Source organism: Thermovenabulum gondwanense (assembly GCF_001601575.1).
Classification (GTDB): domain Bacteria; phylum Bacillota; class Thermosediminibacteria; order Thermosediminibacterales; family Thermosediminibacteraceae; genus Thermovenabulum; species Thermovenabulum gondwanense.
In genome coordinates, this window is sequence record NZ_LOHZ01000015.1 from 95864 (window position 1) to 122482 (window position 26619).

The 26619-nt window shown below is 38.3% G+C and carries 25 protein-coding genes and 1 riboswitch; of the genes, 22 read left to right on the forward strand and 3 right to left on the reverse strand.

Features of this window, described 5'->3' with window-relative positions; translation table 11 throughout:
* Positions 1-69: 69 nt before the first annotated feature.
* Complete coding sequence (locus ATZ99_RS00735) at positions 70-1653, reverse strand: sigma 54-interacting transcriptional regulator (protein WP_068747342.1); 1584 nt, start codon at positions 1651-1653, stop codon at positions 70-72.
* 121 nt (positions 1654-1774) lie between these two features.
* Positions 1775-1943, forward strand: a riboswitch (cobalamin riboswitch).
* On the opposite strand from ATZ99_RS00735, the gene ATZ99_RS00740 reads away from it, so the two are divergent.
* The 6 genes from ATZ99_RS00740 (at position 1901) to ATZ99_RS00765 (ending at position 7489) form a co-directional block, all read left to right on the forward strand.
* Positions 1901-2839 carry a GHMP family kinase ATP-binding protein gene (locus tag ATZ99_RS00740; RefSeq protein ID WP_157074677.1) on the forward strand — a complete coding sequence of 313 codons (939 nt, stop codon included), beginning with the start codon at positions 1901-1903 and terminating at the stop codon, positions 2837-2839. It overlaps the preceding riboswitch by 43 nt.
* A gap of 25 nt (positions 2840-2864) precedes the next feature.
* Positions 2865-4310, forward strand: a complete 1446-nt coding sequence (locus tag ATZ99_RS00745; protein WP_068747343.1) for a cobyric acid synthase — start codon at positions 2865-2867, stop codon at positions 4308-4310.
* Position 4311: 1 nt separating this feature from the next.
* Positions 4312-5259, forward strand: a complete 948-nt coding sequence (gene cbiB, locus ATZ99_RS00750) for an adenosylcobinamide-phosphate synthase CbiB (protein WP_068747344.1) — start codon at positions 4312-4314, stop codon at positions 5257-5259.
* Positions 5256-6320 carry a pyridoxal phosphate-dependent aminotransferase gene (locus tag ATZ99_RS00755; protein WP_222927047.1) on the forward strand — a complete coding sequence of 355 codons (1065 nt, stop codon included), beginning with the start codon at positions 5256-5258 and terminating at the stop codon, positions 6318-6320. Before cbiB ends, ATZ99_RS00755 begins: the two co-directional genes overlap by 4 nt.
* A 39-nt stretch (positions 6321-6359) precedes the next feature.
* Positions 6360-6887 (forward strand): FmdE family protein, encoded by a 528-nt coding sequence (locus ATZ99_RS00760; protein ID WP_068747345.1) that lies wholly within the window; start codon positions 6360-6362, stop codon positions 6885-6887.
* Between the two features lie 83 nt (positions 6888-6970).
* On the forward strand, positions 6971-7489 hold the full coding sequence (locus ATZ99_RS00765) for a cysteine hydrolase family protein (protein ID WP_068747346.1): 519 nt from the start codon (positions 6971-6973) through the stop codon (positions 7487-7489).
* 74 nt (positions 7490-7563) lie between these two features.
* Here the strand turns inward: ATZ99_RS00765 and ATZ99_RS00770 are convergent, their stop codons facing one another.
* Entirely contained in the window at positions 7564-8478 is a 915-nt protein-coding gene (locus ATZ99_RS00770) for a GerMN domain-containing protein (protein WP_068747347.1), read from the reverse strand.
* 154 nt (positions 8479-8632) lie between these two features.
* On the opposite strand from ATZ99_RS00770, the gene ATZ99_RS00780 reads away from it, so the two are divergent.
* The 5 genes from ATZ99_RS00780 (at position 8633) to ATZ99_RS00800 (ending at position 13202) form a co-directional block, all read left to right on the forward strand.
* Positions 8633-10258: a methyl-accepting chemotaxis protein gene (locus tag ATZ99_RS00780; protein ID WP_068747349.1), complete on the forward strand. Its 1626-nt coding sequence runs from the start codon at positions 8633-8635 to the stop codon at positions 10256-10258.
* A gap of 25 nt (positions 10259-10283) precedes the next feature.
* Positions 10284-10664: a fluoride efflux transporter CrcB gene (gene crcB / locus ATZ99_RS00785; RefSeq protein ID WP_068747350.1), complete on the forward strand. Its 381-nt coding sequence runs from the start codon at positions 10284-10286 to the stop codon at positions 10662-10664.
* Between the two features lie 16 nt (positions 10665-10680).
* Positions 10681-11034 (forward strand): DUF190 domain-containing protein, encoded by a 354-nt coding sequence (locus ATZ99_RS00790; RefSeq protein ID WP_068747351.1) that lies wholly within the window; start codon positions 10681-10683, stop codon positions 11032-11034.
* A 1-nt stretch (position 11035) separates the two neighbouring features.
* Positions 11036-11716 (forward strand): deoxyribose-phosphate aldolase, encoded by a 681-nt coding sequence (gene deoC, locus ATZ99_RS00795; protein WP_068747352.1) that lies wholly within the window; start codon positions 11036-11038, stop codon positions 11714-11716.
* A 79-nt stretch (positions 11717-11795) separates the two neighbouring features.
* The gene (locus tag ATZ99_RS00800; RefSeq protein WP_068747353.1) at positions 11796-13202 is read left to right on the forward strand and encodes an FG-GAP-like repeat-containing protein; all 1407 of its coding nucleotides are present in this window, start codon (positions 11796-11798) and stop codon (positions 13200-13202) included.
* Between the two features lie 17 nt (positions 13203-13219).
* On the opposite strand, the gene ATZ99_RS00805 is transcribed toward ATZ99_RS00800, so the two are convergent.
* Positions 13220-13654: a hypothetical protein gene (locus ATZ99_RS00805; RefSeq protein ID WP_068747354.1), complete on the reverse strand. Its 435-nt coding sequence runs from the start codon at positions 13652-13654 to the stop codon at positions 13220-13222.
* Positions 13655-13779: 125 nt separating this feature from the next.
* On the opposite strand from ATZ99_RS00805, the gene ATZ99_RS00810 reads away from it, so the two are divergent.
* The 11 genes from ATZ99_RS00810 (at position 13780) to ATZ99_RS00860 (ending at position 26586) form a co-directional block, all read left to right on the forward strand.
* Positions 13780-14268, forward strand: a complete 489-nt coding sequence (locus ATZ99_RS00810; RefSeq protein ID WP_068747355.1) for a general stress protein — start codon at positions 13780-13782, stop codon at positions 14266-14268.
* 240 nt (positions 14269-14508) lie between these two features.
* On the forward strand, positions 14509-15897 hold the full coding sequence (rpoN, locus tag ATZ99_RS00815) for an RNA polymerase factor sigma-54 (protein ID WP_068747356.1): 1389 nt from the start codon (positions 14509-14511) through the stop codon (positions 15895-15897).
* Positions 15898-16089: 192 nt separating this feature from the next.
* Positions 16090-17103, forward strand: a complete 1014-nt coding sequence (gene gap, locus ATZ99_RS00820) for a type I glyceraldehyde-3-phosphate dehydrogenase (RefSeq protein WP_068747357.1) — start codon at positions 16090-16092, stop codon at positions 17101-17103.
* 60 nt (positions 17104-17163) lie between these two features.
* The gene (locus tag ATZ99_RS00825) at positions 17164-18198 is read left to right on the forward strand and encodes a sugar-binding transcriptional regulator (protein ID WP_068747358.1); all 1035 of its coding nucleotides are present in this window, start codon (positions 17164-17166) and stop codon (positions 18196-18198) included.
* Positions 18191-19375 (forward strand): phosphoglycerate kinase, encoded by a 1185-nt coding sequence (locus ATZ99_RS00830; protein WP_068747359.1) that lies wholly within the window; start codon positions 18191-18193, stop codon positions 19373-19375. The genes ATZ99_RS00825 and ATZ99_RS00830 overlap by 8 nt, the downstream gene beginning before the upstream one ends.
* Positions 19376-19391: 16 nt before the next feature.
* On the forward strand, positions 19392-20159 hold the full coding sequence (gene tpiA, locus ATZ99_RS00835) for a triose-phosphate isomerase (protein WP_068747360.1): 768 nt from the start codon (positions 19392-19394) through the stop codon (positions 20157-20159).
* Between the two features lie 2 nt (positions 20160-20161).
* Positions 20162-21700 carry a 2,3-bisphosphoglycerate-independent phosphoglycerate mutase gene (gpmI, locus tag ATZ99_RS00840; protein WP_068747361.1) on the forward strand — a complete coding sequence of 513 codons (1539 nt, stop codon included), beginning with the start codon at positions 20162-20164 and terminating at the stop codon, positions 21698-21700.
* Positions 21701-21724: 24 nt separating this feature from the next.
* Entirely contained in the window at positions 21725-23008 is a 1284-nt protein-coding gene (gene eno, locus ATZ99_RS00845; protein WP_068747362.1) for a phosphopyruvate hydratase, read from the forward strand.
* Between the two features lie 232 nt (positions 23009-23240).
* Positions 23241-23480, forward strand: a complete 240-nt coding sequence (gene secG / locus ATZ99_RS00850) for a preprotein translocase subunit SecG (protein WP_068747363.1) — start codon at positions 23241-23243, stop codon at positions 23478-23480.
* Positions 23481-23505: 25 nt separating this feature from the next.
* Positions 23506-25509 (forward strand): sodium-translocating pyrophosphatase, encoded by a 2004-nt coding sequence (locus ATZ99_RS00855; RefSeq protein ID WP_068747364.1) that lies wholly within the window; start codon positions 23506-23508, stop codon positions 25507-25509.
* Between the two features lie 156 nt (positions 25510-25665).
* Complete coding sequence (locus tag ATZ99_RS00860; protein WP_068747365.1) at positions 25666-26586, forward strand: slipin family protein; 921 nt, start codon at positions 25666-25668, stop codon at positions 26584-26586.
* Positions 26587-26619 lie beyond the last annotated feature (33 nt).

Genomic DNA, 26619 nt, shown 5'->3' on the forward strand with positions numbered 1-26619 from the left:
GCAATTTTACCAAATAAGTGATAATGTGTGGTAAAAATATTTACCCCTGGTAAAAAAAATTACCATAAATTATTGAGAATCCTTTTTGCCGATCTTGTAAATTTTCATTTTGTTTATAATCGTAGCATGGGATACACCCAGGAGCCTGGCAGCTTCTCTTATACTTTTGGATTTAACCAGTGCATCCATTATAGCTTGTTTTTCTGCTTCTTCTACCACTTCTTTTAGTCCTCTGCAGGATTTTTGAGCATTTTTCATTCTTCCCACTGCTGTTTCGCTGAATTCATCTTCTTTTAAAATTAAGTGTTCTTCTCTAATAAACTCTTCCTCACAAAGGTTTATGGCCCTTTCTATCACGTTAGAAAGCTCCCGTACGTTGCCCGGCCAGTCATATTTCATAAGTTTTTTGATAGCCTCGGGAGTGATATCTAAAAATTTTTTTCCCGCTTTTTGGCTGAGCTTTTTAACCAGGTGTCTTGCCAAAACGGGAATATCTTCTTTTCTTTCTCTGAGGGGAGGTATGAAAATAGGAATGACGTTTAGCCTGTAATAAAGGTCTTCCCTGAATTTCCCCTCTTTCATTAATTTTTCCAGGTCCCTGTTTGTGGCTGAAATTATCCTCACATCAACAGGGATTTCTTCATTCCCTCCTACCAGCCTGATTTTTCCTTCCTGCAGCACTCGGAGGAGTTTTACTTGAAGATGGGTGGAAAGTTCTCCAATCTCGTCAAGAAAAAGCGTCCCCTTGTCAGCGTATTTAAAAAGCCCCTGCTTACCCCCTTTTTTCGCTCCGGTAAAAGCTCCTTCGTCATATCCAAAAAGTTCGCTCTCAAGGAGTGTATCGGGAATTGCAGCACAATTTACCGCTACAAAAGGCTTGTTCCTCCTTGGGCTTGCCATGTGAATTGAGCGTGCAAAAAGTTCTTTGCCTGTTCCGCTTTCTCCGCAGATCAGGACGGTGGAATTCCCTTTTGCTGCTATTTTGGCTATTTCCTTTATCTTTTTTATCTTTTCGCTTTCACCAAGAATATCGTCAAAGGTTGTCATAGCTGGCTGTGTAAAAGAATACACCAGTTCCATCACGCTTTCTATATCCTGAAGGGAAGCCACAACCCCTACCGGGTTTCCTTCTTGATCGAGAATGGGTCGGCCTGAAGTTATATAATGGCTTTTAACACTTTCACTATTCAATACTATTTCTACATTATCATAGCTTACGCCGGTTTTTAAAGTGTTTAACATTGGGATGTCGGGTGCCAATATCTCGGCAACGGGTTTTCCTATCGCATCCTGCCCTTTTATCTTTAATATTTTCTCTGCTGCCGGGTTAAGTGCCGTAATAATGCCATTTTTGTCTATGGCTATTATGCCTTCAACGGTAGCATCCAAAACAGCTTTGATTTCCTTTTCTTTTTTCTCCTGGGGCATCATCTTTATTCTTTCAACTTCCATCACATCTTTTTCCTTCATCAATTCATTTTTTAAAAAATCAAAAGAAAACCCTTTTAAATTTTCAATTTTTATGCATGCATAACCGGGGCCCACTTCCATGGATTTTAAATTTATATTGTATTTGAATAAAATTTTTAAAATATCCAAAGCCATTCCCACTCTGTCCCGGGTTTTAACCAAAAAACAAATCGATTCGTTCATATACATCACCTATTTAATTTTATAAAAATTTATAAAAAATTTCTATAAAAACCGATTGGAAACTAATTGTTAAATCGTTGAAAAATACAAATATTTTATATTATAATAAAAGAAAAAACCAAATAAAAGGTTGCTCAAGGGTGCCAAAAGCTTAAAAGGGAAAGCGGTGAAAACCCGCTGCAGCCCCCGCTACTGTATACGGCGACGAATCCGAACCCCACTGGGAAACCGGGAAGGGCGGAGGAGGTTGACCCGTGAGCCAGGATACCTGCCCTTGAGGAATGCCGGTCCTTCGGAGGGAAGGGAAGGCATGGGTAAGGATGCTGTACCCCTGCCGAAGGCAGGGGTTATTAATTTTTTAAAGGGGGATAAAATGACTATAAGTTTTTTTTATCCGGGAAGCGCTGGGGAAATTTTGCAGGGGAAAGTGCAGGGGAGGGACGTACTGGTTTCTTTTCCCGTAAATTTATATACCCGTGTTGAAATATTCGAAGGAAGATTTAGTGGCAGTGAGGTAGAAGAATACGCTAAATCTTTTATGTTTTTTAAAAACATTTTAAAAAGGTGGGGAGTAGATGGGGGAAATCTTTGCTTTAAAATAAATTCAAAAATACCTAAGGGGAAGGGGTTTGCGAGCAGTACGGCCGATTTATGCGCATTGTACCACTGCCTCGTAAGATATTTTAGAAGGAAATTTGATATAATGGAATTAGTTGAAGAAGCTTTGAGAATAGAGCCTACGGACAGCATCGTTTTTAACAGGGCAACCCTTTTTGATTATAAAAACGGGAAATATTATAAAATTTTGGGTGATTATATAAAATTTTTCATATATGTGTTTGAAGGTCAGGAGGAAGTGGATACGATAAAATTTAATTTATCGGTTAAAGAACCCTTAGCTGAAGTTGATGACCTGGTACCGGTATTGGTTCGGGGAATTGAGGATAAAGATATCCGAAAAATTTCTTTTGTTTCTACGGAGAGTATAAAAAGAAATCAAAGAAGGTTATATTACCCCGTTCTTCAGGAGGTAGAAAGTATGATGAAGAAAACGGGAGGTCTTGGGATTATTGGCGGGCACAGCGGTAATTTTCTCGGAATTATTTATGACAAAAAATTAGATCTTGATATAAAAATTGAAGGTTTTAAGAATTACTGGGTAAATACTTTATCAAGAATCTATTGATAAAATATTAAAAGGAGATGTTTGTATGCGCATAATGATTCAGGGAACTTCATCTTCCTGCGGCAAAAGCCTGGTTACAACTGCCCTGTGCCGGATTTTTGCCGAGGACGGTTACAGGGTATGTCCGTTTAAATCACAGAACATGGCATTAAACTCTTATGTTACCGATGAAGGGCTCGAAATGGGAAGGGCCCAGGCTCTACAGGCTTTAGCCTGTAGGATAAAGCCCAAGGTGTATATGAATCCAATTTTATTAAAACCTACTACCGACAGGAAAAGCCAGGTAATTATTATGGGAAAACCTTATAAAAACATGGATGCGGTGGAATATTTCAATTTTAAAAAAAGCCTTAAGGAAAAGATAAGGGAGATATATTCAGAGATAGAAAAACAATACGATATTGTGGTGATAGAAGGGGCGGGTAGTCCTGCGGAGATAAACCTTAAGGAAGACGATTTTGTAAACATGGGGATGGCAGAAATAGCAAACTCCAATGTGCTACTCGTGGGAGATATCGATAGGGGAGGAGTTTTTGCTTCAATATACGGAACATACATGCTGTTAGAAGAAAGGGAAAGAGAGAGGATTAAAGGAATAATAATAAATAAATTCCGGGGAGACAAGTCCTTATTAATGAGCGGTATTGAGATAATCGAGAATTTAATAGGTGTTCCGGTGATAGGTGTAATTCCGTATATCGATATAAGGCTGGAAGATGAGGATGGGATGGTCCAGATAAATAATATCTGTAAAAATAAAATAAAAATATCGGTTATAAGACTTCCGAGGATTTCCAATTCCTCCGATTTCAACCCCTTTCTATTTGATGAAGATGTATCGCTATTTTATACCGATGACCCTGAGGAAATTGACGATGCGGATATAGTGATAATACCCGGCAGTAAGAATACATTGGAGGATTTAAGGTGGCTGAAGAAAAAGGGACTTTTTAATAAACTTAAGGAATACAAAGGTATAATATTTGGAATATGCGGTGGCTATCAGATGATGGGTAAAATAGTAATTGACGAGGAGGGCTGGGAGACAAAAAAGGGTGATTTTGAAGAGGGATTAAATTTTTTTGACGGGATTACTTACATAAAAGGTGAAAAGGTATTGAGGAATGTAGAAGGTACCGCCCTTGGGAAAAGGGTAAGTGGCTACGAAATTCATATGGGCGAAACGGAAAACAACAAAAACCCGTTTGTAGAAATTCATAAAGAAGGGCAAATTGTCTACGATGGAGATATGAAGGATGAAAGATTTTATGGCACTTACCTTCACGGAATCTTCGATTCCGGTGAATTCAGGCAGGAAATATTAAATTTTGTGAGGAGGAAGAAAGGATTGGAGCTTAAAACATCCCGGGATTTTGATATAAAGAGGGAGGAAGAATTGGCAAAACTTTCTAAGGTATTCAGGGAAAACCTGGATATTGATTATATTTATAAAATAATGAAGGAAGATTAAAATGCTGGAGATAAAACTTCAATGGCTGGACATAATAATTGCCTGTATAATGGATATTATTTTTGGTGACCCCTATAATTTTCCCCATCCCGTTAAATTAATGGGGAAACTTATAAGTTTTGAGGAGGCTTTGGCGAGGAAATTTTTTAAAGAAAAGGGTTTAATTATTGCTGGTTTTTTTATAGTATTTTTGAATATTGTTCTTGCCTATGCTATCCCCTGGTTTATACTTAATCTTGCAAAATTTAATTACTTTCTTTTTCATGCAGTAAATATTTTTCTGATTTATACGACTGTCGCATCAAGGTGTTTAAAAGATGAAGCCATGAAAATTTATTATGCTTTAGAAAAATCCTTGGATGAAGCCCGTTATCGTCTTTCATTTATCGTCGGGAGGGACACAAAAAATCTCGATGAAAGAGAAATAATCCGGGCAACGGTGGAAACGGTTGCGGAAAATACTTCTGATGGTGTTATTGCCCCACTTTTTTATGCCGTATTCGGTACGCCCTTTGCCATTGTTTATAAAATGGTTAATACCATGGATTCTATGCTGGGGTATCTGAACGATAAATATAAATATATTGGGTTTTTCCCGGCAAAAACCGATGATGTGTTAAATTTCATACCCGCAAGGCTTACCGGATTTTTGATGATAATTTCTGGAGTTGTAAGTTATAATTTTAAAGAAGCATTCAGGATTATGATCAGAGACAGAAAAAATCACAAAAGCCCGAACTGTGCCTATCCCGAAGGAGCGGTGGCTGGACTTTTGGGCGTACAGCTGGGGGGAGATAATTTCTATTTCGGAGAGCTTGTGAAAAAACCGAAAATTGGGGATAAAAAAAGGGAACTTGAAATTGAAGATATAAAAAGAGCTGTAAGTATAATGTTTGCGGCGGAAGGGGTTTTCATTTTTGGTTTGATATTAAGTATTTTAATGTTTTGATTTTTAAAATTTCGGGTAGGGAGGAGAGGATTAATATCCACGGAGGGGATATATATTCTTATGATAGGGATTTAATAGATTTTTCAAGCAATATAAACCCGTTGGGGATTATGGAAGGGTTAGAAGAATATTTAAGCAAAAACTTGAAAAAACTTTCCCTTTATCCTGACATAAAATACAGGAGGCTTAAAAAAAATATAGCGGATTATTTAAATATTAATGAGGATGAAGTAATTATAGGTAATGGCGCCGTAGAAATAATAAATAATATGATATTGATGTTTAATAGAGTAGTGGTTTTTGTACCTTGTTTTAGTGAATATATTTTAAGAACGGTAGTTTTGGGAAAAAACATTTTAAAACTTTCTTTAGATGAAGAATTCAGGGTAAAAAGCTCTGTACTACCAAAAATATTAAAAAAAGGCGACCTGCTTATCCTTGGTAATCCCAATAACCCGACCGGGCTCAGGATTGAAAAACAAGAATTAATAAAAATCGCAAAAATAGTGGAAGATAAAGAAGCCTTTTTGCTTTTGGACGAAGCATTTTATGAATTCTGCGAAGAAGATTACGACAGCATTAAACTGTTTTATAACTCAAAAAATGTCTGTATAATAAGAGCTGCAACTAAATTTTTTGCACTTCCGGGGATAAGGCTTGGTTATGCTTTTGCAAATAAGGATTTTGTGAAGACCTATTTACAGTATGAGCTGCCGTGGAATGTAAATTCAATTGCTGAAGCAGCGGCTGATTATATTTTTAAAAATAGGGATTATATTATTAAAAGTAAAAATTACATAAAGCAGCAGCGGGAAATGATGTACAAACATTTAAGTAAAATAAAAGATGTAAAGGTTTTCAGAACCAACTGCAACTTTTTTTTATTGAAACTTTTAAAATATGATGAGGAATATGTATTTGAAAGGCTTTTAGAGAAGAACATCTTAATAAGAAAATGTTCCAATTTTGAAGGGCTTGATAAAAGCTATATCAGGGTAGCTGTTAAAAAGGAAGAAGAAAATACTAAGTTGATAGAGGGGTTAAAAAAATGTTTTGAATAAAACGGCTACTCCTTTGATACAGAAAAAGGGAGGATAACAATGAATAAAGAATTATGGCAAAAATGCGTTGACTTTCACGGCCACGAATGCCCTGGGCTTGCCATAGGAATAAGGGCAAGCGAGGCTGCAATAAAAAAATTAAATTTGACATTTTCAAAAGACGAAGAAGTTGTATGTATCACCGAAAACGATGCATGCGGAGTTGATGCTGTTCAGGTCATAACTGGATGTACTGTAGGGAAGGGGAACCTTATTTTTAGAAATACCGGGAAACAGGCTTTTACATTTTTTAGAAGGGATACAAAAGAAGGGATAAGGATTGTATTAAAACCTACGGATAAGGAAATGACCAGGGAAGAAAAAATGAAATACTTATTAAATGCGCCATTAGAAGATATTTTTGAGTTTAAAAAACCTCATTATGATATTCCGGGAAAAGCTAAAATATTCAGGTCAGTAAAATGCGAAAATTGCGGTGAAATGGCTGCGGAAAATAAAATAAGATTGATGGAAGGTAAAAAAGTGTGCATGGACTGTTACGAGGATTACTGCAGAGGGTGGAACTAATTTTATAATTGACGTTATCTATTATTTAGATAATAATTATAAACAAAAATAAAATTAAAAATAATCAGTAAAAGGAGGATACTATGAGTAAGGCCCTTTTGGTTATCGATATGCTTAACGATTTTATCGATGAAAGAGGGAAGTTGTTTGTAGGGAAAGCCGGTAAGGATATAATCCCTTTAATAAAAGAAAAAATTACGGAATTTAGAGAAAAAAATCTACCTATTGTCTTTATCTGCGACAATCATGAAAAAGAGGATAAAGAGTTTGAAATGTTTCCGCCGCACTGCATTAAGGACTCATGGGGAAGCAGTATAATAGAAGATTTTGAAGTAAGAGAAGAAGACAAAATAATTAAAAAACGCCGCTACAGTGCTTTTTATGGGACCGATTTGGACCTTTTTTTAAGAGAAAAAGGTATAAATGAGCTATTTCTCGCAGGTGTTTGTACAAATATCTGTGTTTTATACACCGCTAAGGATGCGAGGGAAAGAGGTTATAGTGTAAAAATATTCAAAGAAGGTGTAGCCTCTTTTAACGAAGAAGCTCATAAATTTGCTTTAAAGGAAGCCGGGAATACATTGGGCTGCGAAATAATTTAGGGGGATGACGACAGAACTTTAAAAATAGTACTTCCACTAACGGGTACAGGATTAAAAAAATAGGCTCTTTGAGCCTATTTTTTTATCATGTTTTCATTTCGTGTAAAGGGTTCGCTGAAAATCATGTGCCCTGCTAAAGTTTCTTCCTTTTTACCTTCTATTAAGAATTCTACTTTTTTTATTTCAGGCAGTTCTGTTAAAGAATTTACTATAGAAAATATTGTGAACGCTTCACCCGTGGAACCACCCCAGTGCTTTGTTTTTAATTCCTTTGAAAAGTTTACAACAGCGGTACCGTTTTCTACTTTTATAGATAGAAGCTTTGTTTCCGGAGGGATAGTTTTATAGTGGCCGGGTTGTTGCGGTCCTTTTATCAATTCTTCTACTATAATTTGTTCAAGAGGTTTATCTTTTACAACTTCTCTGTATTCTGGCACGAGATAATTTGCTCCGTCGTCGGAAAAATATAATGTAATAGTTGTTTTATTCATAATAATAGAATTGTTAATTGAAGCTAAATCATATCTTTTAAGCAATCCGTAAGGCATTCCACTTGGAGCTAATAATTCCTTGCCATCTACCAAAATATGAACCTTTTCAATTTCCGGGAATTCCGTGAGGGTATTTACTACAGAAATTATTGCAAAGCTTTCTGCCATTATGCCGGGGAATTGTGAAAATTCCTTTGAAAAATTTACCGTTGCTATTTTGTCTTTTATGTCTAAATCTAATATTTTAGTCTCTGCAGGAATATTATTTCTTAATTCAGGTTTGGAAGGCCCCTTAATTAGTTCTTCCAGGGCTTTTTTAGGGAGGGATTCACCTTTTTTAAGGTTAATTTCCCTTTCTTCGCCTATTATTTTATCGTTGCCCAAAGAGGCGTAGTAAAGGGTAACCTTCGCTTTTTCTTCAGCCTGTTTTGTTGAACAGGAGGCAAGTAGGGTTAAGCATAGAAATAGTAATGATAATACAAAAAAAATTTTTTTCATCTCATAACATCCTTTCGGGTATTTTAGAAATACCTTCTATAAATTATAATAGCAAATTTTCTACAAAAAGTCTAAAAATATCAAATTTGGGCTTTTTATTGCAGGGAAAAAATACCTTAATGTCGAATTATTTACATTTACGGAGGTGTTTTTTATGAAGTTTCATAAATTATTCTGCATTGCTTCACTCCATATTATACCATTATTGATTTTTTCTATTTTTTTGCTTTATTCCGGAATCGCTTTTAGCAAAATTATTGTTCCTTTAATATTTTCGGTTATTTTTATGGTAATTATCAATGCGGTATATTTTTCAAACTTATTAAAACCTCTGAAAAAACTCTCTACGATAATTCACGATTTTTCTTCTGGCAGCCTTGTGATTTTTGAGGAATTATCGAAAATAAAAGGGGAATTTGAATTTTTATTAAGACCCGTCACCGGTATTTTCGAACAAATCCTCGCGTTGATTGAAAATGTGGAACGCACATCGGAACAGATAGATTTTTTTGCTGAAAAGTTTACCGGTAGCGTAAGATATATCGGTTCTGCCGCAGAGCAAATAGCAAATTCCGTCAACGAAATTGCAGCCGGTGCTACCAAAGAAGCTGAATCTGCTCAGACGGTCACCCTTAACATGGGAGAATTAAGTTCCCTTTCCGATAACATCGCTGCTGAAACTACAAAGGGATCCGAGGGATTGGAAAAAATTGTAGTCAAGGCGAAAGAAGCAAAAGGCGTGCTTAACGAACTGATAGATGGTTTGCAGTTTTCATCGAAGACAAGCAGGGAATCTTCCAAGATGATGAAGCGGTTGGAAGAACTTACGGTTAAAATAAACGATTTTGTGGATGTTATTACCGAGATTGCCGGACAGACAAATCTCTTAGCATTAAATGCGGCTATTGAGGCGGCAAGGGCTGGAGAGCAGGGCAAGGGTTTTGCAGTAGTAGCCGGTGAAATCAGGAAGCTTGCAGAACAGTCGGGAAATGCAGCAAAGGAGATAAGGGAGCTTTCTTCAAAAATAAAAGAAGAATCAAAACTTACTGCCGAACAGGTGGAAAAAAGTGTGGAAACGGTCGACCAGAATATTTTAAAGGGGAAGGATTCACAGAAAGCCTTCGATGATATAATTGCTGAAATAAATAATTTATGGGAAGCCATGCAGAGGATTAACGATTTAACAGGAAAACAGGCGGAGAAGGTTAAAAGTGTTTCCAATGCGGTAGATGAGCTTGCAGCTGTTGCTCAGGAGACCGCAGCGGGTGTTGAGGAGATATCCGCTTCAACCGAGGAACAGAAGAGCTCCATTGATGTAATAATAAAAGATGCTGAAAGAATCTTTGAAATGGCAGAAGAGCTAAAGTCTACCTTTGAAATATTTACGAAGAATTTTAAATTTACCGATGAGCATAATAAATTGATAGAGGCTACAAAGGATATGGTAATAGAACTTTCCAAAAAAGATTACGTTATAAATTTCGATATTGACAGGCAACGAAAAGAGTTTAAAGAAGTCTTAAAGGCTAAGCCCTTTATCGCAAATATTTTTGTATCGGACCGGGAAGGCAGTTTGGCGTATAATACCTATGAAGAGCATATTTCCAAAAACTTTGCTTTCAGACCCTGGTTTAGAGAGGCAATGAAAGGCAATGTACATGTTACAAATCCCTATTTTGATGCCTCTACACATAAGCTGTGCGTAGCAGTATCTTGCCCCATTAAAAATGAAAAAGGTTCTATCGTGGGGGTAATTGGAGCGGACATATATCTTTTCTAAACTTTTCTGGTAGGTGAAAATAACAGTGGAGAGAATTATCGCAGTTGGAATTGGCAGCTTTTTCGGAGGAATTTTAAGGTACTTATTTTCAGGATGGGCTGCGGCTTTATTTGGAGAGTTTTTCCCCTTCGGAACGCTAATTGTGAATATTTTAGGAAGTTTTATAATGGGCTTTGTGATGGTGTCCGGTATTGAAGCCGGAATTATTGACTTTAAACTGCGGATTTTTTTAACTACAGGTATTATGGGAGCTTTTACAACCTTTTCCACCTTTTCTTATGAAACTATGCAGTTTATTTTTGAAGGAGAATTTTTGCTTGCGGCACTAAATATTGTTTTAAATTTAATTTTAGGCCTTTTTGGAGTATGGTTGGGTATTACTTTGGCAAGGTTATTTATTTTGTAAAAAGTAAGGTGATAATATGAAATTGCAGGGAAGGGGAAAATTATTGAAAATTTACATCGGTGAATCCGATAAATGGCACGGCGAGAACCTTTTTAACACTATAGTGAAAATGGCAAAAAAAGAAGGTATGGCGGGTGCTACCGTATACAGGGGCATAGAAGGATTTGGCGCTTCGAGCCGGCTTCATACCGCAAAAATATTAAGGCTTTCCGAGGATTTGCCGGTCATTGTTGAAATTATTGACAGTGAAGAAAAAATAAATAATTTCTTGGCCAAACTGGACGAAATGATAAAAGAAGGATTAATAATCCTGCTGGACGTAGAAATTATTAAATACACCTCAAAAGAACATAATAAACAGGAGGGATGATATGAAAAGTGAGGAACTGGCAAAATTAATCGATCACACTTTATTGAAACCGACAGCTAATTTTGAAGATATTGACAGGCTGTGCGATGAAGCTGTAAAATATAACTTTTATTCCGTATGTGTGAATTCAGCTTTTGTAGACTATGCTGTAAAGAAATTATTAAACACACCCGTTTTAGTCTGCACTACGGTTGGTTTCCCTCTGGGTGCCGTGCATAAAGAGGCAAAAGCCTATGAGGCAAGGAAGGCCGTTAGCCAGGGGGCTTTAGAAGTTGATATGGTCATAAATTTGGGACTTTTGAAAAGTGGAGATTATTTTGAAGTAAGAAATGACATTGAAGGTGTGGTATCTGCGGCAAAGCAGGAGAATAAGGATGCTAAGGTTAAAGTAATTATTGAGACCTGCTTTTTATCCGAGAGCGAGAAGGTTACGGCTGCAAAGCTCTGTCAGGAAGCCAACGCTGATTTCGTGAAGACCTCCACCGGATTCGGCACGGGAGGGGCAACGGTCGAAGATGTTAAGCTTTTAAGAATGCTTGTAGGTAATACGATGGGGGTAAAAGCCTCCGGTGGAATAAGGGATTTAGATACTACGTTAAAGATGATTGAAGCAGGAGCAAATAGAATAGGTACAAGTTCTGGGGTAGCAATCATCGAAGAGTTAATTAAAAAGAGCCGGTAGGCTCTTTTTTTTTTAACTTTTTTTCTCTCTCAAGAATAATATATTACAAGGACGAAGGACTTCGGGGAGGAATTAAAAAATGAGAGCAAAATACAATGTTCAGTGGGCAAGTAAAGATCTGGGATTTGAAGCAAGAACAATTGTGGGAGACGTGGACGGGGACGGTGTTAATGAGATTATCACCATAGCCAATTTAGAAAATGTCAGCGGGTCTGTTATCGTGATTTTTAAAAAAAGAAGAAATGCCATTGTAGAAGTGGGCAGGCTGGAATTAAATCGTGATTCTCATTTAGTTTATATTTTCGATATAGACAGGGATGGAAAAAAGGAAATAATAGTTGGAACTGATAACAATATTGCCGTTTACAGATTGGAAGATAGAAGAATACGATTTATTACGGAAAGTGCCGGGATCGGTGGGCCTGCCTCTTCGATTGCGGTAGGGGATTTTGATAATGATGGTTATGTAGAAATTATAGTAAGTGTTAGAAATAAAGTTTACATTTTCAGATGGAAAAACGGATTGGTGCTGATAAATAGTGTAAATTTTAAAGGGAATGTTAAAGTGGCAGCAGGTGATGTAGATAACGACGGAAGGCTTGAGGTTATAATAAAAGAAGCAAATGATTCTACGGGTACCATATATATATTCGAACTGAGAAATAATGAACTAAGGAGGATAACATCCGTTATTATCAGAAACATAGCCCATGGTTTTCTCGTGGTAAAAGATGTGGACGGTGATAGAAAAGCTGAGATAATTTTCAATTCCAAGGATGATTTTATTTATATTCTTAAAAAAGTTGACAGGGAATTTATATTCTTTAGAAAAGACGTACCGGAATCGAAAGGCTTAAATGAAGCGGTGGTGTACGATATTGATAACGACGGATTGAATGAAATAATCGCTATTTCCTTAAATAGTTTGATTATCCTGGAAATAGGGAACAGAGAAGTTAAAGTAAAATTGTTACAGATGATTCCGAATGGTGCCATTAGTGTTTCCGCTGGAGAATTGGATGGAATGAGTCCACCGGAAATAGTAATAGGAACATCCTACGGTTACGTATACCTTTTACAAACGGTCAGGGATGGCATAGGAGATAAATTGCTTGTAGGAAGGGTTCAGTCTATAATACAGGATACCGTAGATATACCTGCTGGAAAACCCGATGCTTCAAGGATAGTAGAAGCCAATGCTAAATTTATTGTGAAAGATACCCGGGTAATCAAAGATAAGGTAATAGTGGACGGAGATGTGGAGGTCAAGGTGCTATATGTTGCAAATCTACCTTCCCAGCCGGTACATTTCTTTGAAGATGTCATACCTTTCCTGCAATTTATTCATCTTTACGGTGCTCATCCCGGGATGGAGGCTCTTGTACATTTTAAAACCGAATATGTGGATGCAAAATTGATTTCACCGAGAAAAGCCAAGATAACTGTGGTATTCGAGATGTTTGTGAAACTGGTAAAATTTTATTAGGAATTGGATATTTTGATTCACGATGGGTTTTCCCTTTCTATTTGGTTTAAAGTGTCCTCGCATTTTGAGATATGATCAAACATTTTGCTTATGGAGTTGCTTTGAAGTAAAGCACTTTGAGCCTGGGATAATGCGGAAATTGCTTGCTGCATTGCCTGAATTACCTGTAAATCCTGGGAAATAAGTTCTTCCACGCATTCTTTTTCCATGGAATCTATTATTTGTCTGTAATTTGCGGCATTTGCCTGTAGGTTTGAAATTCCCTGCATGGCAATCTGCTGTAACTGTGAGGCCAAGTTATACAAATTTTCGAGCCTTTTTGCATCAGAGGTGTATGTGGTGGATTGGTTTAAGTTGTTCTGAATTTGTTGGCTTACTGATAATTGCTGTTCTCTTGCTAACTGTGCAATAGACTGGATTTCCTGAAGGAATTTATCCTTTTCCAGAGCCATTTATTCTCCCTTCCCCAAAATAACTTATTTATAATATTCCCAGAAGAATTTGAATTAATAACAGGAATATATGGAGCATTTGAGGAGAAAATAAAAAAGAAGAAAAGTTTTAAGGAGGGAGAATAATGGCGGTTAAAACCGTAATCGGTGTTTTTGAAAATAAGCAGCAGGCTGAAAAAGCGGTAAATGCCTTGAGAAATTCTGGTTTTGATACAAATGAGATTTCCATTGTGGCAAAAGGAGGCAAAAAAAATAACGGGAATAATGGCGATGAAGAAACTCTGGAGATGGATACCCTTACCGATGGAACCGCAACGGGAGGAGTTATTGGAGGGCTGGCGGGTCTTGCCATAGGGGCAGGAGCTCTTGCTATTCCCGGTATAGGGCCGCTCTTTGCAGCAGGACCGATTGCAGGGCTGTTGTCGGGAGCGGCAACGGGGGGCATAGCGGGAAGCCTTATTGATTGGGGAATTCCTGCCGAACGGGGCAGATACTATGAAGAGGAAGTTAAGAAGGGAAAAATGCTAACAGTCATAAGAGCCCACGAACAAAAAGTGCAGCAAGCTGCAGATCTTTTAAGGCAAAATGGGGCAAAAGATGTGGAAACCCACTAAAAAGTTGGATAAAGAGGGGTGATTTACCCCTCTTTTATTTTTTATTCTCTATGTGTTATAATACAATTGGAATACAATAAGATAAAAAATAATATATTAAAACAATAGTATTCAAATAATTGTTTTAATTTTAGTAAATTCTAAAAAAAGGTAAAATCATAATTATTGTCGAATATATATTTATATGTAGCAATATTATTTTTTAATTTTCCGTTTCCATATTTTTTGGGGGGCTTTTATATGCAGGTAAATTTTAGTCTTAATTTAACACAAACTCAAAAACTATTAATGACGCCGGAATTAAAACAGGCAATAACCATACTCCAGCTTTCGAGCTTAGAACTTACGGAATATATAGAAAATGAACTGGTGGAAAATCCCATTCTGGAAATTGAAGATGAGGAATACGAAGATCAGGAAGAAATTGGCGCTCCGGGGGAAGAGGATTACAACATCGAATGGCAGGAGTATTTAGAACAGTGTGCGGATGCGGATTTTGTTAGGATGCCCAAGGAAGAAAAGGAAGAAAAAAGCTTTGAGAATTTTGTTTCTTTAGCCCCCACCTTGCAGGAATATCTGCTAAACCAGCTTTTCCTTATGAATATAGATAAACGAAGCTTTAAAATCGGAGAGTTTCTTATAGGAAACATAGATAACCGCGGATACCTTACCTTAAGCATAAGGGAAGCGGCTGAAATTCTAAAGGTAAGAGAGTCTGAAGTGGAACGGGTATTAAAAATTGTGCAAAGTTTTGACCCACCGGGTGTAGGAGCAAGGGATTTAAAAGAGTGCCTTATTATTCAATTGGAACAAAAGGGGATTTTAGATGATCTCTTGAGAAGGATTATAGAAGAACATCTGGAAGATTTAGCAGAAGCAAAATATTCCAGGATAGCCGAAAGGTTAAATATTAGCCTTTCTAAGGTTCAAGAATTGAAGGATATCATTCTGACCCTGGATCCCAAGCCAGGAAGAAATTTCGCTTCGGGGAATGAAACTCAATACATCATACCCGATGCTTCGGTGAGAAAAATTAACGATGAATATATAATCCTGATGAACGATACGGTTACACCCAAACTTTCAATCAATCCTTATTACCGTTCCCTGCTTAATTCGGAAGATAAGGACCCAGGTGCTCTAAAATTCTTAGCCAAGAGATTTGAATCCGCATTGTGGCTGATAAAAAGTATAGAACAAAGGCGAATGACTCTATATAAAGTCATAAAAGCTATCATAGATGTTCAAAAGGAGTTTTTAGATAACGGTATAGCATATTTAAAACGCTTAACATTAAAACAGATAGCGGACAAAGTAGGGGTGCATGAATCCACAGTAAGCAGAGCGATTAACGGCAAATACATTCAAACACCAAGGGGAATATTTGAACTTAAATTTTTCTTCAGCAACGGTTTGGAAGGCTTTGACGGCAGCGCAATTTCCGCTGAAACCATAAAAAAGATGATAAAAGAAATGATAAATGCGGAAAACCCTTATAATCCTATTAGCGATCAGAAAATTGCCGATGAATTAAAAGAAAAGGGTATTAACATCTCCAGGAGAACCGTTGCTAAGTACAGGGAAGAAATAGGGATTCCCTGTTCAGCCAAGAGAAAAAGACTTGCTTAAAAATTTTTTAAAAAAATTAGACAATCGAGGAATTTTGTGGTATTATATATAAGGGTATATAATACCTTTTATTTTTTCAAAAGCGGGACACTTATGTATATAAAGGGACAAAAAATGTCCCGCGCATGGGCGGTATAAAATTTTCCTTTTAAGAAAATCTAAAAAAGAAATTATGAAGAGGGAGGAATTACTATGAAAGTTAGAGTGGGGATTAATGGTTTTGGAAGAATTGGAAGGAACTCCTTCAAGGCAGCTTTAAAAAATCACCCCGAAATAGAAATTGTAGCTATAAATGACCTGATGGATGCTCCCACCCTGGCACACCTTTTAAAGTACGATTCCGTTTTTGGCAGGTTTGAGGGCAAAGTCGAAGCAAAAGGAAATTCCATAATCGTGAACGATAAGGAAATAAGGATTTTTGCGGAAAAGGACCCGGGGAATATACCCTGGAAGGATTTAGGAGTAGATGTTGTGGTGGAATCCTCCGGTGTATTTACTTCTAAAGACAAAGCTGTTTTACATATTGAAAAAGGTGGAGCCAAAAAAGTAATTATTTCAGCGCCGGCAAAGGACGAAGATATTACAATAGTCATGGGTGTAAACCATGAAAAATACAACCCGAAAGAGCATCACGTTATTTCTAACGCTTCATGTACGACCAACTGTCTTGCACCGGTAGCCAAGGTCTTAATGGATAATTTTGGAATACAGAAGGGATTAATGAATACGGTTCACTCGTATACCAATGATCAGAGAATTCTTGATTTACCTCATAAGGATTTAAGAAGGGCAAGGGCAGCGGCTTTAAATATAATTCCTACAACTACGGGTGCTGCAAAAGCTGTGGCTCTGGTAATTCCGGAATTAAAAGGAAAGTTAAACGGATTTGCTTTGAGAGTGCCTACCCCAACGGTTTCAATTGTAGATTTTACAGTTTTGTTAGAAAAGAAAGTCACGGCAGAAGAGGTAAATGATGCCCTGAGAGCTGCTGCAGAGGGTTCCATGAAAGGAATTCTCGGTTATACCGATGAACCCCTGGTTTCAATGGATTTCAAAGGATCGGAGTATTCTTCAATTGTGGATGGTTTATCCACAATGGTAATTGAAGGGGACTTTGTAAAGGTTATAGCATGGTACGACAATGAATGGGGTTATTCCTGCAGGGTTATGGATCTGGTAAAATATATTGCAGAAAAAGGACTGTAATGAAAAATAGCCCAATATTATTGGGCTATTTTTCTAAAACTGAAGGTAAAGGAGATTTTAATGGAAAATATCGCAGAACTTATTAAAAAAATTTCGCCGGAATCTGTTGAAATAATTGAAAAAAGGTACAGGATACTAAAAAATATACAGTATTATCAGCCGATAGGCAGAAGGTTGTTGGCCAATTACACTCATTTTACCGAGAGGACATTAAGGACGGAAATAAAAAAACTTTTAGAATTCGGTCTTCTTGAAATTGACGATAATGGTATGAAATTGACGAAAGAGGGAGAAAGCCTGATCGGCGATATGGAGGAATTTATTTTCAATTTAAAGGGATTGAACCGTTATGTAACGAATATAGAGAATATGTACAACTGCCATTGCTTGATCGTTCCCGGGGATGCCGATTCCGACGAAAGCGTAAAAAGAGAAATGGGGAAGAAGGCAGCTACCCTTTTAAAGAGTTTGATTAGAGGTAAAGAAATAATTGCGGTTACCGGTGGGTCCACGATGGCAGAAGTACCCAGAGGTATTACAAAAACTATGGAATACGAAAATGTAATGGTGGTTCCAGCAAGGGGTGGTCTGGGAGAAAGGGTGGAATACCAGGCAAATACCATTGCAGCGGAAATGGCGAAAAAACTGGGTGCTAAGTATAAACTTCTTTTTGTCCCCGAAAATTTACGGCCGGAAACCTTAAAGACCATAATTGAGGAACCCGTGCTCTCGGAGGTAATTTCAATGATCAAAAGAGCTGATATTTTAATTCACGGTATAGGTATAGCTGAGGAAATGGCAAGAAGAAGGGGGCTTTCTCAAAGGGAGGTTGAAATAATTAAAGAAAAAGGAGCGGTTGCAGAAGCTTTCGGTTACTATTTTGATATTGAAGGAAAAGTTGTCCACTATACACCCAGCGCGGGGATTGGCATTGATGAGATAAAAAACATTTCTACCGTGATATCGGTGGCCGGAGGAAAAAAGAAGGCCCTTGCTATCAAGGCTTTTATAAAATTTTTTAGTCCCAAATATCTTATTACTGATGAAGGCGCTGTTACAAATCTTATGAACTGGGAGGGAACACAAGGTGAATAAAAAAACCGTAAAGGATTTTGATTTAAAAGGCAAAAGGGTTTTTGTGCGCGTGGATTTCAACGTACCTTTAGATGAGAATGGCAACATCACCGACGATACTAGAATAAGAGCAGCTCTTCCTACTATTAATTACCTTGTAGAAAATCAAGCCAAGGTTATTCTTGCCTCCCATCTGGGTAGACCAAAAGGTAAATTTAATCTCAAATACAGCTTATCACCTGTAGTTATGAGACTTTCTCAACTTTTAAATAAGGAAGTAATTTTTGCCGAAGATTGTATAGGAGAAAAGGTTGAAAATTTGGTAAGTAATATGAACCCAGGGGACGTATTATTATTGGAAAACCTCCGATTCTATCCTCAGGAAGAGGAAAATGACAGAGATTTTGCAAAAAAACTTGCCGATCTTGCTGAGATTTACATAAACGATGCTTTCGGTACGGCTCACAGAGCTCATGCTTCTACCGCCGGAATAGCGGAATTTTTGCCTTCGGGTGCGGGCTTTTTAATGCAGAAAGAAATTGAGATAATGGGAAAGGCTCTGGAAAATCCTGAAAGGCCTTTTGTTGCGGTTCTCGGCGGAGCAAAAGTAAGTGACAAAATTGGTGTCATTACCAATTTGCTGAATAAAGTTGACTCCCTGCTAATCGGAGGGGGCATGGCTTTTACCTTCTTAAAAGCCTTAGGTTATGAAATTGGAAGATCACTACTGGAAGAGGATAAAATAGAACTGGCGGGGTCTATAATTAAAGAGGCCAAGGAAAAAGGTGTAAAATTGGAATTACCCGAGGATGTAGTTGTTGCAGAAGAAATAAAAGAAGGAACAGATTATAAAACCGTATCCGTAGGAGAAATCCCCTCAAATTTAATAGGGGTAGATATTGGAGAGAAAACGAGGGAAAAGTTTGCACAAATAATTAAAAAAGCTAAACTGGTGGTATGGAACGGGCCTATGGGAGTATTTGAAATAAAATCCTTTTCAAAAGGTACTCTTGCAATTGCAGAGGCTATGGCGGAATCGGGAGCCATTACAATTGTCGGTGGCGGAGATTCGGCCGCAGCAGTGGAACAGCTGGGATTTGCGGATAAAATGACCCATATTTCCACAGGTGGGGGAGCATCTCTTGAATTTTTGGAAGGCAAGGAACTTCCAGGGGTTGCAGTATTAAATGATAAGTGATATGGGGGTATTTTGAATGAGACATCCCTTAATTGCGGGTAATTGGAAGATGTACAACAATGTTTCTGAGACCATGAGGTTTTTTGATGATTTTATAAAATTAGTAGAAAACTTAGAAGGAGTAGAAATTGCAATTTTCCCTCCTTTTACAAGCCTATGGGAGGCTGCTAAGAAAACTGCGGGAACTAAAATAAAGATTGGAGCTCAAAATGTGCACTGGGAGGAAAAGGGCGCTTTTACAGGTGAAATTTCACCGAACATGCTTAAGGAAATACCCTGCGAGTACGTGATTATAGGTCATTCCGAAAGAAGGCAGCATTTTGCAGAATCCGATGAAACGGTAAATAAAAAGGTACGGGCAGTTTTAAAGCACGGTATAAAGCCGGTTATTTGTGTTGGAGAAAATTTGAAACAAAGGGAAGAGAATCTAACTTTAAAAGTAGTTTTGCCTCAAGTTCGTAAAGCATTAGCGGATGTAGAGCTTTTAAGCGGAGAAGAGATAGTTTTTGCTTATGAGCCAATCTGGGCTATTGGCACGGGAAAGGTTGCTACCCCTGAAGATGCCCAGGAAGTTATAAAAAGTATTAGAAAGGAAATAGAAACCCTTTACAATAAAAATATTGCAGAGAATATAAGAATCCTATATGGAGGTAGTGTAAAACCGGATAATATCAAAGCGCTGATGCAGGAACGGGATATAGATGGGGTTTTAGTAGGCGGTGCCAGCGTGGATCCGCAGAGTTTTTACAAAATATGTGCTTACAAAGAACAGGGAGTTGAATAATTGTGAGGAAAAAACCTTTGGTACTGGTAATCCTGGATGGATGGGGACTTGATGACAGAGTAGAAGTAAATGCAATAGCCAGGGCAAATACACCCAATTTCGATAGATTTTTTAAAGAATACTCCGGTACAATTTTAGAAGCCAGCGGTTTAGCTGTAGGTCTTCCGGAAGGGCAAATGGGGAATTCGGAAGTGGGACATTTAAATTTGGGTGCCGGAAGAATAGTATATCAGGAACTTACCCGGATAAGTGAGGATATAAAAAAGGGCGAATTTTTTAAGAATGAAGTTTTATTGAAAGCAGTGGAAAATGTAAAGGTAAATAATAGCTCCTTACATTTAATGGGTTTACTGTCCGATGGCGGCGTCCACAGCCATATGGAGCATCTTTTCGCACTCCTTCGATTAGCCAGGGAACACCAGGTGGAAAGGGTTTATATTCACGCTTTTTTGGATGGACGGGATGTCCCACCTGCCTGTGCTAGAATTTATATAGAGCAATTAGAAGAAAAGATGAGGGAATTAGGAACCGGAAAGATAGCGACCATTTCTGGTAGATACTATGCGATGGACAGGGACAAAAGATGGGATAGAACTCAAAAAGCTTATGATGCAATGGTCTTAGGAGAAGGTATTTACGCCGGTAGCGCTATGGATGCCCTTGAAATGGCTTACGAAAGAGGAGAAACCGATGAGTTTGTCATACCCACCGTTATTTTAAAGGATGATAAATCACCTGTTGCTACAATAAACGACGGGGATTCAATTATATTTTTTAACTTTAGGCCGGACAGGGCAAGGCAGCTTACCTATGCCTTTTGCGATGAGGATTTTGATTGTTTTATTAGGAGGAAAGGTTTTTTAAAGGTATATTACGTTACAATGACGCAGTACGATGAAAAGGTGAAAAACGCTAATGTGGTATACAAACCACAATCCCTGAATAATATCTTTGGAGAAGTAATATCTAAAGCGGGATTTAAGCAGCTGAGAATTGCCGAAACGGAAAAATATGCCCATGTTACTTTCTTTTTTAACGGAGGAATGGAAAAAGCTTTTCCCGGAGAGGATAGAATACTTATCCCGTCTCCAAAAGTTCCGACTTACGATATGAAACCGGAAATGAGCGCCTATGAAGTAACGGAGGAAGTAATCCGTCAAATAAATAGAAATTACTACGATGTAATAATTTTAAACTTTGCAAACCCCGATATGGTCGGTCACACCGGAGTTTTTGATGCGGCGGTAAAAGCGGTGGAAGCGGTGGATGATTGTTTGGGCAGGGTGGTAGATGCGGTTAAAAAAACTGGGGGCATTACCATAATCACTGCTGATCACGGAAATGTGGAAAGGATGAAGGACCCGGAGACCGGCGAACCATACACCGCCCACACCGGTGATCCTGTACCGTTTATAATAATAGATGATAAAGCATATAGACTGAGAAGGGGTATACTTGCGGATGTGGCTCCCACAATGCTTTACCTTTTAGGTTTGGATAAACCCCAGGAAATGACGGGTCAAAATTTAATTTTAGAATAAATTTTGTAAAGAAAGGGGATCTTTATGTCAACTATCGTTGATGTTTATGCAAGAGAGATACTGGACTCCAGAGGAAATCCAACAATAGAAGTTGAAGTGGTTCTGGAAGACGGCAGTTTTGGAAGGGCTGCAATACCATCGGGAGCTTCTACAGGACAGTTTGAAGCAGTTGAATTAAGGGACAAGGATCCTAAGAGATTTCAAGGAAAAGGCGTATTGAAAGCTGTGGAAAATGTGAACAGCATTATTGCCCGGGAAATCATAGGAATGGATGCGCTTGACCAGGTGAATATAGATAGTTTATTAATCGATCTTGACGGAACTCCCAACAAGGGAAAACTTGGGGCAAATGCAGTACTCGGCGTATCCTTAGCCTGTGCCAAAGCTGCGGCCGATTATCTGGGGATAAGTTTTTATAGATATATAGGTGGAGTAAATGCAAAAATTTTGCCCGTACCTATGATGAATATTTTAAATGGCGGTAAGCATGCGGATAACAATGTGGACCTGCAGGAATTCATGATAATGCCTGTAGGTGCAAAAAGCTTTGCCCAGGCTCTAAGAATGGGATCGGAAACCTTTCATACTTTAAAAAAGGTATTGGCTGATAAAGGATTAAATACGGCTGTAGGGGATGAAGGAGGCTTTGCACCCAATCTTTCTTCCAATGAAGAAGCTATAAAGGTTATATTAGAAGCCGTAGAAAAAGCGGGCTATGTCCCCGGAGAAGATATTTTTATAGCCCTCGATCCTGCTGCTACGGAGTTTTATAAAGATGGAAAATATCAATTAAAGGGAGAAGGTCTTGAATACGATTCAGCGGGAATGGTGGAATATTACGTAAGGTTGGTAGAAAAATACCCCATTATATCTATTGAAGACGGTATGGCTGAGGAAGACTGGGAAGGATGGCAAATGCTAACCCAGGCTCTCGGAAACAAAATTCAGCTGGTGGGAGACGACATTTTTGTAACAAATACTGAAAGGTTAGAGAGAGGGATAAGGCTCGGGGTTGCAAATTCGATACTTATAAAACTCAATCAAATCGGTACTCTTACGGAAACTTTAAATGCTATAAAAATGGCTGAACGTGCGGGTTATACCGCTATAATATCCCATAGATCCGGCGAAACTGAGGATACAACGATATCAGACCTGGTAGTTGCGGTAAATGCCGGGCAAATTAAAACAGGAGCACCTTCGAGGACCGATAGGGTTGCAAAATACAATCAGCTTTTAAGAATTGAAGAAGAGCTCGGGATTGCTGCAGAATTTCCGGGAATGAAAGCCTTTTATAATATAAAATAAGAAAGCAATTTCATGGGATTAAAAAGGCCTCAGGTATATATATAAAACATATGAGGCCTTTTTTATTTAACATTGATAATTATAAAATACATGAATTTTAGAAATAATACTGATAAACTTAGAAAACATTTATTTTACCAATAGAGGCAGGTTTAAAAACTGTAAAATATTGAGTTTTTTTGCACATTGTGATAAAATAACTTTCGTTAATTAAAATATAGGGGGTGCAAAGATGTCGGCACTAAAAATTGCTGTATCAATTATCTATATGCTAATTTGCATTGGACTTATTGTTACTGTCCTTTTACAGCCCGGTAAAAGTGCGGGTCTTTCAGGGGTAATCGGTGGAGGAGCAGAACTTTTTTTCGGCAAGAAAAAGGGTATAGAAGAAAAGCTTGCTAAATTCACCGAGATTCTTGCTGCCCTGTTTTTGATTCTATCAATAGTAATGATGATATTATTTACAAAATAACATATATTTTGGAGGGAGCATTACAATGGAAAACTTAATAGCACTGGCGCCCATAGCAGGGATAGTAGCATTGATATTTGCGTTTTTCCTTGCTATGAAGGTGGTAAAAAGTCCTGCCGGCAACCAAAGGATGCAGGAAATTTCAGATGCGATTCATGAAGGCGCAATGGCGTTTCTCTTTAGAGAATATAAGACTCTTTTGATTTTTGTCGCAGCAATGTTTTTGATAATAGGATTTTTCATAAGCTGGAATACGGCGGTATGCTACATTACCGGTTCAATTGCATCGGTGCTTGCAGGTTTTATTGGCATGAATGTGGCTACCCGCGCTAATGTAAGGACGGCTAATGCCGCCCAGGAAGGCCAAAACAAAGCCTTGAGCATTGCTTTTTCAGGTGGGGCGGTTATGGGAATGTCCGTTGTCGGCCTCGGGCTTCTCGGACTTGGGATAATGTATTACCTCTTTGGAAATCCGTCGGATGTAAAAAGTTTTGAAGTTATAAACGGATTTGCACTGGGAGCAAGTTCGATCGCCCTTTTTGCAAGGGTAGGCGGCGGAATATACACAAAAGCAGCGGACGTAGGAGCGGACCTTGTGGGTAAAGTTGAAGCTGGGATTCCGGAGGATGACCCCAGAAACCCTGCCGTAATTGCGGACAACGTGGGCGATAACGTTGGCGACGTAGCGGGAATGGGAGCAGATCTTTTTGAATCCTATGTAGGTTCCATAGTTTCAGGAATGGCTATTGGTGCCGTTGCAGTGAGCACCACAACAGGACAACCCTACGGTCTAAAGGGTATTATTTTCCCGCTTATAATAGCTGCTGCAGGTATCATCAGCTCAATTATTGGCACATTATTCGTAAGAACGGGTGAAGGCAGCGATCCTCAGAAAGCCTTACGAAATGGAACATTTGCCAGCGCGATTCTTGTGATTATCTCGAGCTTTTTCTTGAGTAAATACATATTAGGAGAGATAAACGCTTTTTATGCAACAGCATCAGGTATAGTGGTGGGTACAATTATAGGCCTTTTGACGGAAATATATACCTCTTCGAGTTATTCTTCGGTAAAAGAGATTGCAAAAGCGTCCCAAACCGGTCCTGCGACAAATATTATTACCGGTCTTGCAGTAGGTATGAAAAGTACAGCATTACCGGTTATCTTCATTGCCCTTTCGGTTATTCTTTCCTATAAATTAGCGGGGCTTTACGGTATTGCCTTGGCGGCAATCGGCATGCTTTCAACGACAGGCATGACGGTAGCGGTAGACGCCTACGGTCCGATAGCAGATAACGCGGGTGGAATTGCTGAAATGGCAGAACTTGATCCATCCGTAAGAAAAATTACCGATAAGCTGGATGCTGTAGGGAATACAACCGCAGCTATGGGTAAAGGATTTGCCATTGGATCCGCAGCTTTAACAGCACTTGCTCTTTTCTCGGCGTATACTTCTGCAGCGGGATTAAGAGAAGGCATAAACCTTTTAAATGCGGAAGTAATTGTAGGGCTTTTAATTGGTGGTATGCTTCCTTACTTATTCTCCGCTATGACAATGGAAGCTGTTGGTAAGGCTGCCTATCAAATGATAGAAGAAGTGCGCCGTCAATTTAAAGAAATCCCGGGAATAATGGAAGAAAAAGCTAAACCCGATTATGCCAGGTGTGTTGACATAAGTACAAGAGCGGCCCTGAAAGAAATGATTATTCCCGGTCTTATGGCAGTAGCAGTTCCCTTGCTAATAGGGTTCATTTTTGGGAAGGAAGCCTTGGGAGGGCTCTTAGCCGGTGCACTGGTAACCGGAGTAATGATAGCTATACAAATGGCAAACTCCGGTGGGGCATGGGACAATGCCAAAAAATATATTGAAGAAGGAAACTACGGAGGCAAAGGTACACCTACCCATGCAGCAGCGGTAGTAGGTGATACGGTAGGAGATCCTTTCAAGGATACTTCCGGTCCTTCATTAAACATCTTAATAAAACTTATGACTATTGTGGCGCTGGTTTTTGCACCCCTTTTCATGTAATAACAAAAACCCTGCACTTTTTGTGCAGGGTTTTTGTTATTAAAAATATTTAAGATGTGTACTATAATAATGAAATCAAAGGGCAATAGGAAAAATAGTTTGAAATAATTGGCAAAATGGTGTATATTAAGTTTAAAGGATGGAGGTGTGCGAGAGATGGTGCTTAATATCTGGGCGTTTCTAAATACCGTTAACTTTATTGTAATAATAATTCAAGCACTTTTTTGTGTTGCATGGGTTTTATTTTCACTAAATTCTAAAAGAACTTCAGTAATAGTTTTAACCTCTGCAGTCTCGGCAGTTATTCTTGGTGCTTCAATTTTTGCAGGGAACCTGGTGTTTTCAATAATATTGTTTTTTATATTGATTTCGTTAATGGCAAATACCGTTAAAATTGTTAATGAATATCAAAGAGGGGTTTTACTGAGATTTGGAAAATTTGCATATGTTGTTGGACCGGGCATTAATGTAATTATGCCATTTGGGATTGACAGGATGCTTATAGTAGATTTAAGGACAGCTACGATTGATGTTCCAAGACAGGAGATTATAACAAAGGACAATATACCCGTAAATATCGATGCGGTAGTTTATTTTAACGTATTTCAACCTGAACTTGCAGTATTAAAAGTACAAAATTACTTCAATGCTACCAGTTTACTTGCCCAGACGATTCTAAGAGCAATATTGGGGAAATACGATTTAGACGAAATACTGGCAAAAAGGCAGGAACTAAATGAAATGTTGAGAGAGGAGCTGGATAGAGCTACGGATCCCTGGGGCGTAAAAGTAACCGCAACGGAAATAAAATCCATTGAATTGCCGGAAGAAATGAAACGCGCTATGGCAAAGCAGGCCGAGGCGGAAAGGGAAAGAAGGGCTAAAATCATTAGGGCGGAAGGGGAACTCCAGGCTGCAGAAAAGTTATCGGAAGCCGCAAAGATCATTGCACAAAATTACGGAGCTTTACAGCTAAGACAATTGCAAACCCTTTCTGAAATTGCTGTAGAAAAGAATTCCACTATCATTTTCCCATTACCGATGGAGATATTGAAGTTTTTTGCAAATAAAGATTAATTTTTAACAATGCACGAATTGACATTTTTATCG

Bases quoted from the DNA above. Each gene is read 5' to 3' on its own strand.
- deoC (WP_068747352.1), top strand. From the start codon at position 11,036: ATGAAAAGTGAGGAACTGGCAAAATTAATCGATCACACTTTATTGAAA.
- ATZ99_RS00735 (WP_068747342.1), bottom strand. From the start codon at position 1,653: ATGAACGAATCGATTTGTTTTTTGGTTAAAACCCGGGACAGAGTGGGA.
- ATZ99_RS00780 (WP_068747349.1), top strand. From the start codon at position 8,633: ATGAAGTTTCATAAATTATTCTGCATTGCTTCACTCCATATTATACCA.
- ATZ99_RS00855 (WP_068747364.1), top strand. From the start codon at position 23,506: ATGGAAAACTTAATAGCACTGGCGCCCATAGCAGGGATAGTAGCATTG.
- ATZ99_RS00810 (WP_068747355.1), top strand. From the start codon at position 13,780: ATGGCGGTTAAAACCGTAATCGGTGTTTTTGAAAATAAGCAGCAGGCT.
- ATZ99_RS00760 (WP_068747345.1), top strand. From the start codon at position 6,360: ATGAATAAAGAATTATGGCAAAAATGCGTTGACTTTCACGGCCACGAA.
- ATZ99_RS00800 (WP_068747353.1), top strand. From the start codon at position 11,796: ATGAGAGCAAAATACAATGTTCAGTGGGCAAGTAAAGATCTGGGATTT.
- ATZ99_RS00860 (WP_068747365.1), top strand. From the start codon at position 25,666: ATGGTGCTTAATATCTGGGCGTTTCTAAATACCGTTAACTTTATTGTA.
- ATZ99_RS00805 (WP_068747354.1), bottom strand. From the start codon at position 13,654: ATGGCTCTGGAAAAGGATAAATTCCTTCAGGAAATCCAGTCTATTGCA.
- secG (WP_068747363.1), top strand. From the start codon at position 23,241: ATGTCGGCACTAAAAATTGCTGTATCAATTATCTATATGCTAATTTGC.
- rpoN (WP_068747356.1), top strand. From the start codon at position 14,509: ATGCAGGTAAATTTTAGTCTTAATTTAACACAAACTCAAAAACTATTA.
- ATZ99_RS00765 (WP_068747346.1), top strand. From the start codon at position 6,971: ATGAGTAAGGCCCTTTTGGTTATCGATATGCTTAACGATTTTATCGAT.
- ATZ99_RS00770 (WP_068747347.1), bottom strand. From the start codon at position 8,478: ATGAAAAAAATTTTTTTTGTATTATCATTACTATTTCTATGCTTAACC.
- cbiB (WP_068747344.1), top strand. From the start codon at position 4,312: ATGCTGGAGATAAAACTTCAATGGCTGGACATAATAATTGCCTGTATA.
- eno (WP_068747362.1), top strand. From the start codon at position 21,725: ATGTCAACTATCGTTGATGTTTATGCAAGAGAGATACTGGACTCCAGA.
- ATZ99_RS00825 (WP_068747358.1), top strand. From the start codon at position 17,164: ATGGAAAATATCGCAGAACTTATTAAAAAAATTTCGCCGGAATCTGTT.
- tpiA (WP_068747360.1), top strand. From the start codon at position 19,392: ATGAGACATCCCTTAATTGCGGGTAATTGGAAGATGTACAACAATGTT.
- ATZ99_RS00790 (WP_068747351.1), top strand. From the start codon at position 10,681: ATGAAATTGCAGGGAAGGGGAAAATTATTGAAAATTTACATCGGTGAA.
- ATZ99_RS00745 (WP_068747343.1), top strand. From the start codon at position 2,865: ATGCGCATAATGATTCAGGGAACTTCATCTTCCTGCGGCAAAAGCCTG.
- gap (WP_068747357.1), top strand. From the start codon at position 16,090: ATGAAAGTTAGAGTGGGGATTAATGGTTTTGGAAGAATTGGAAGGAAC.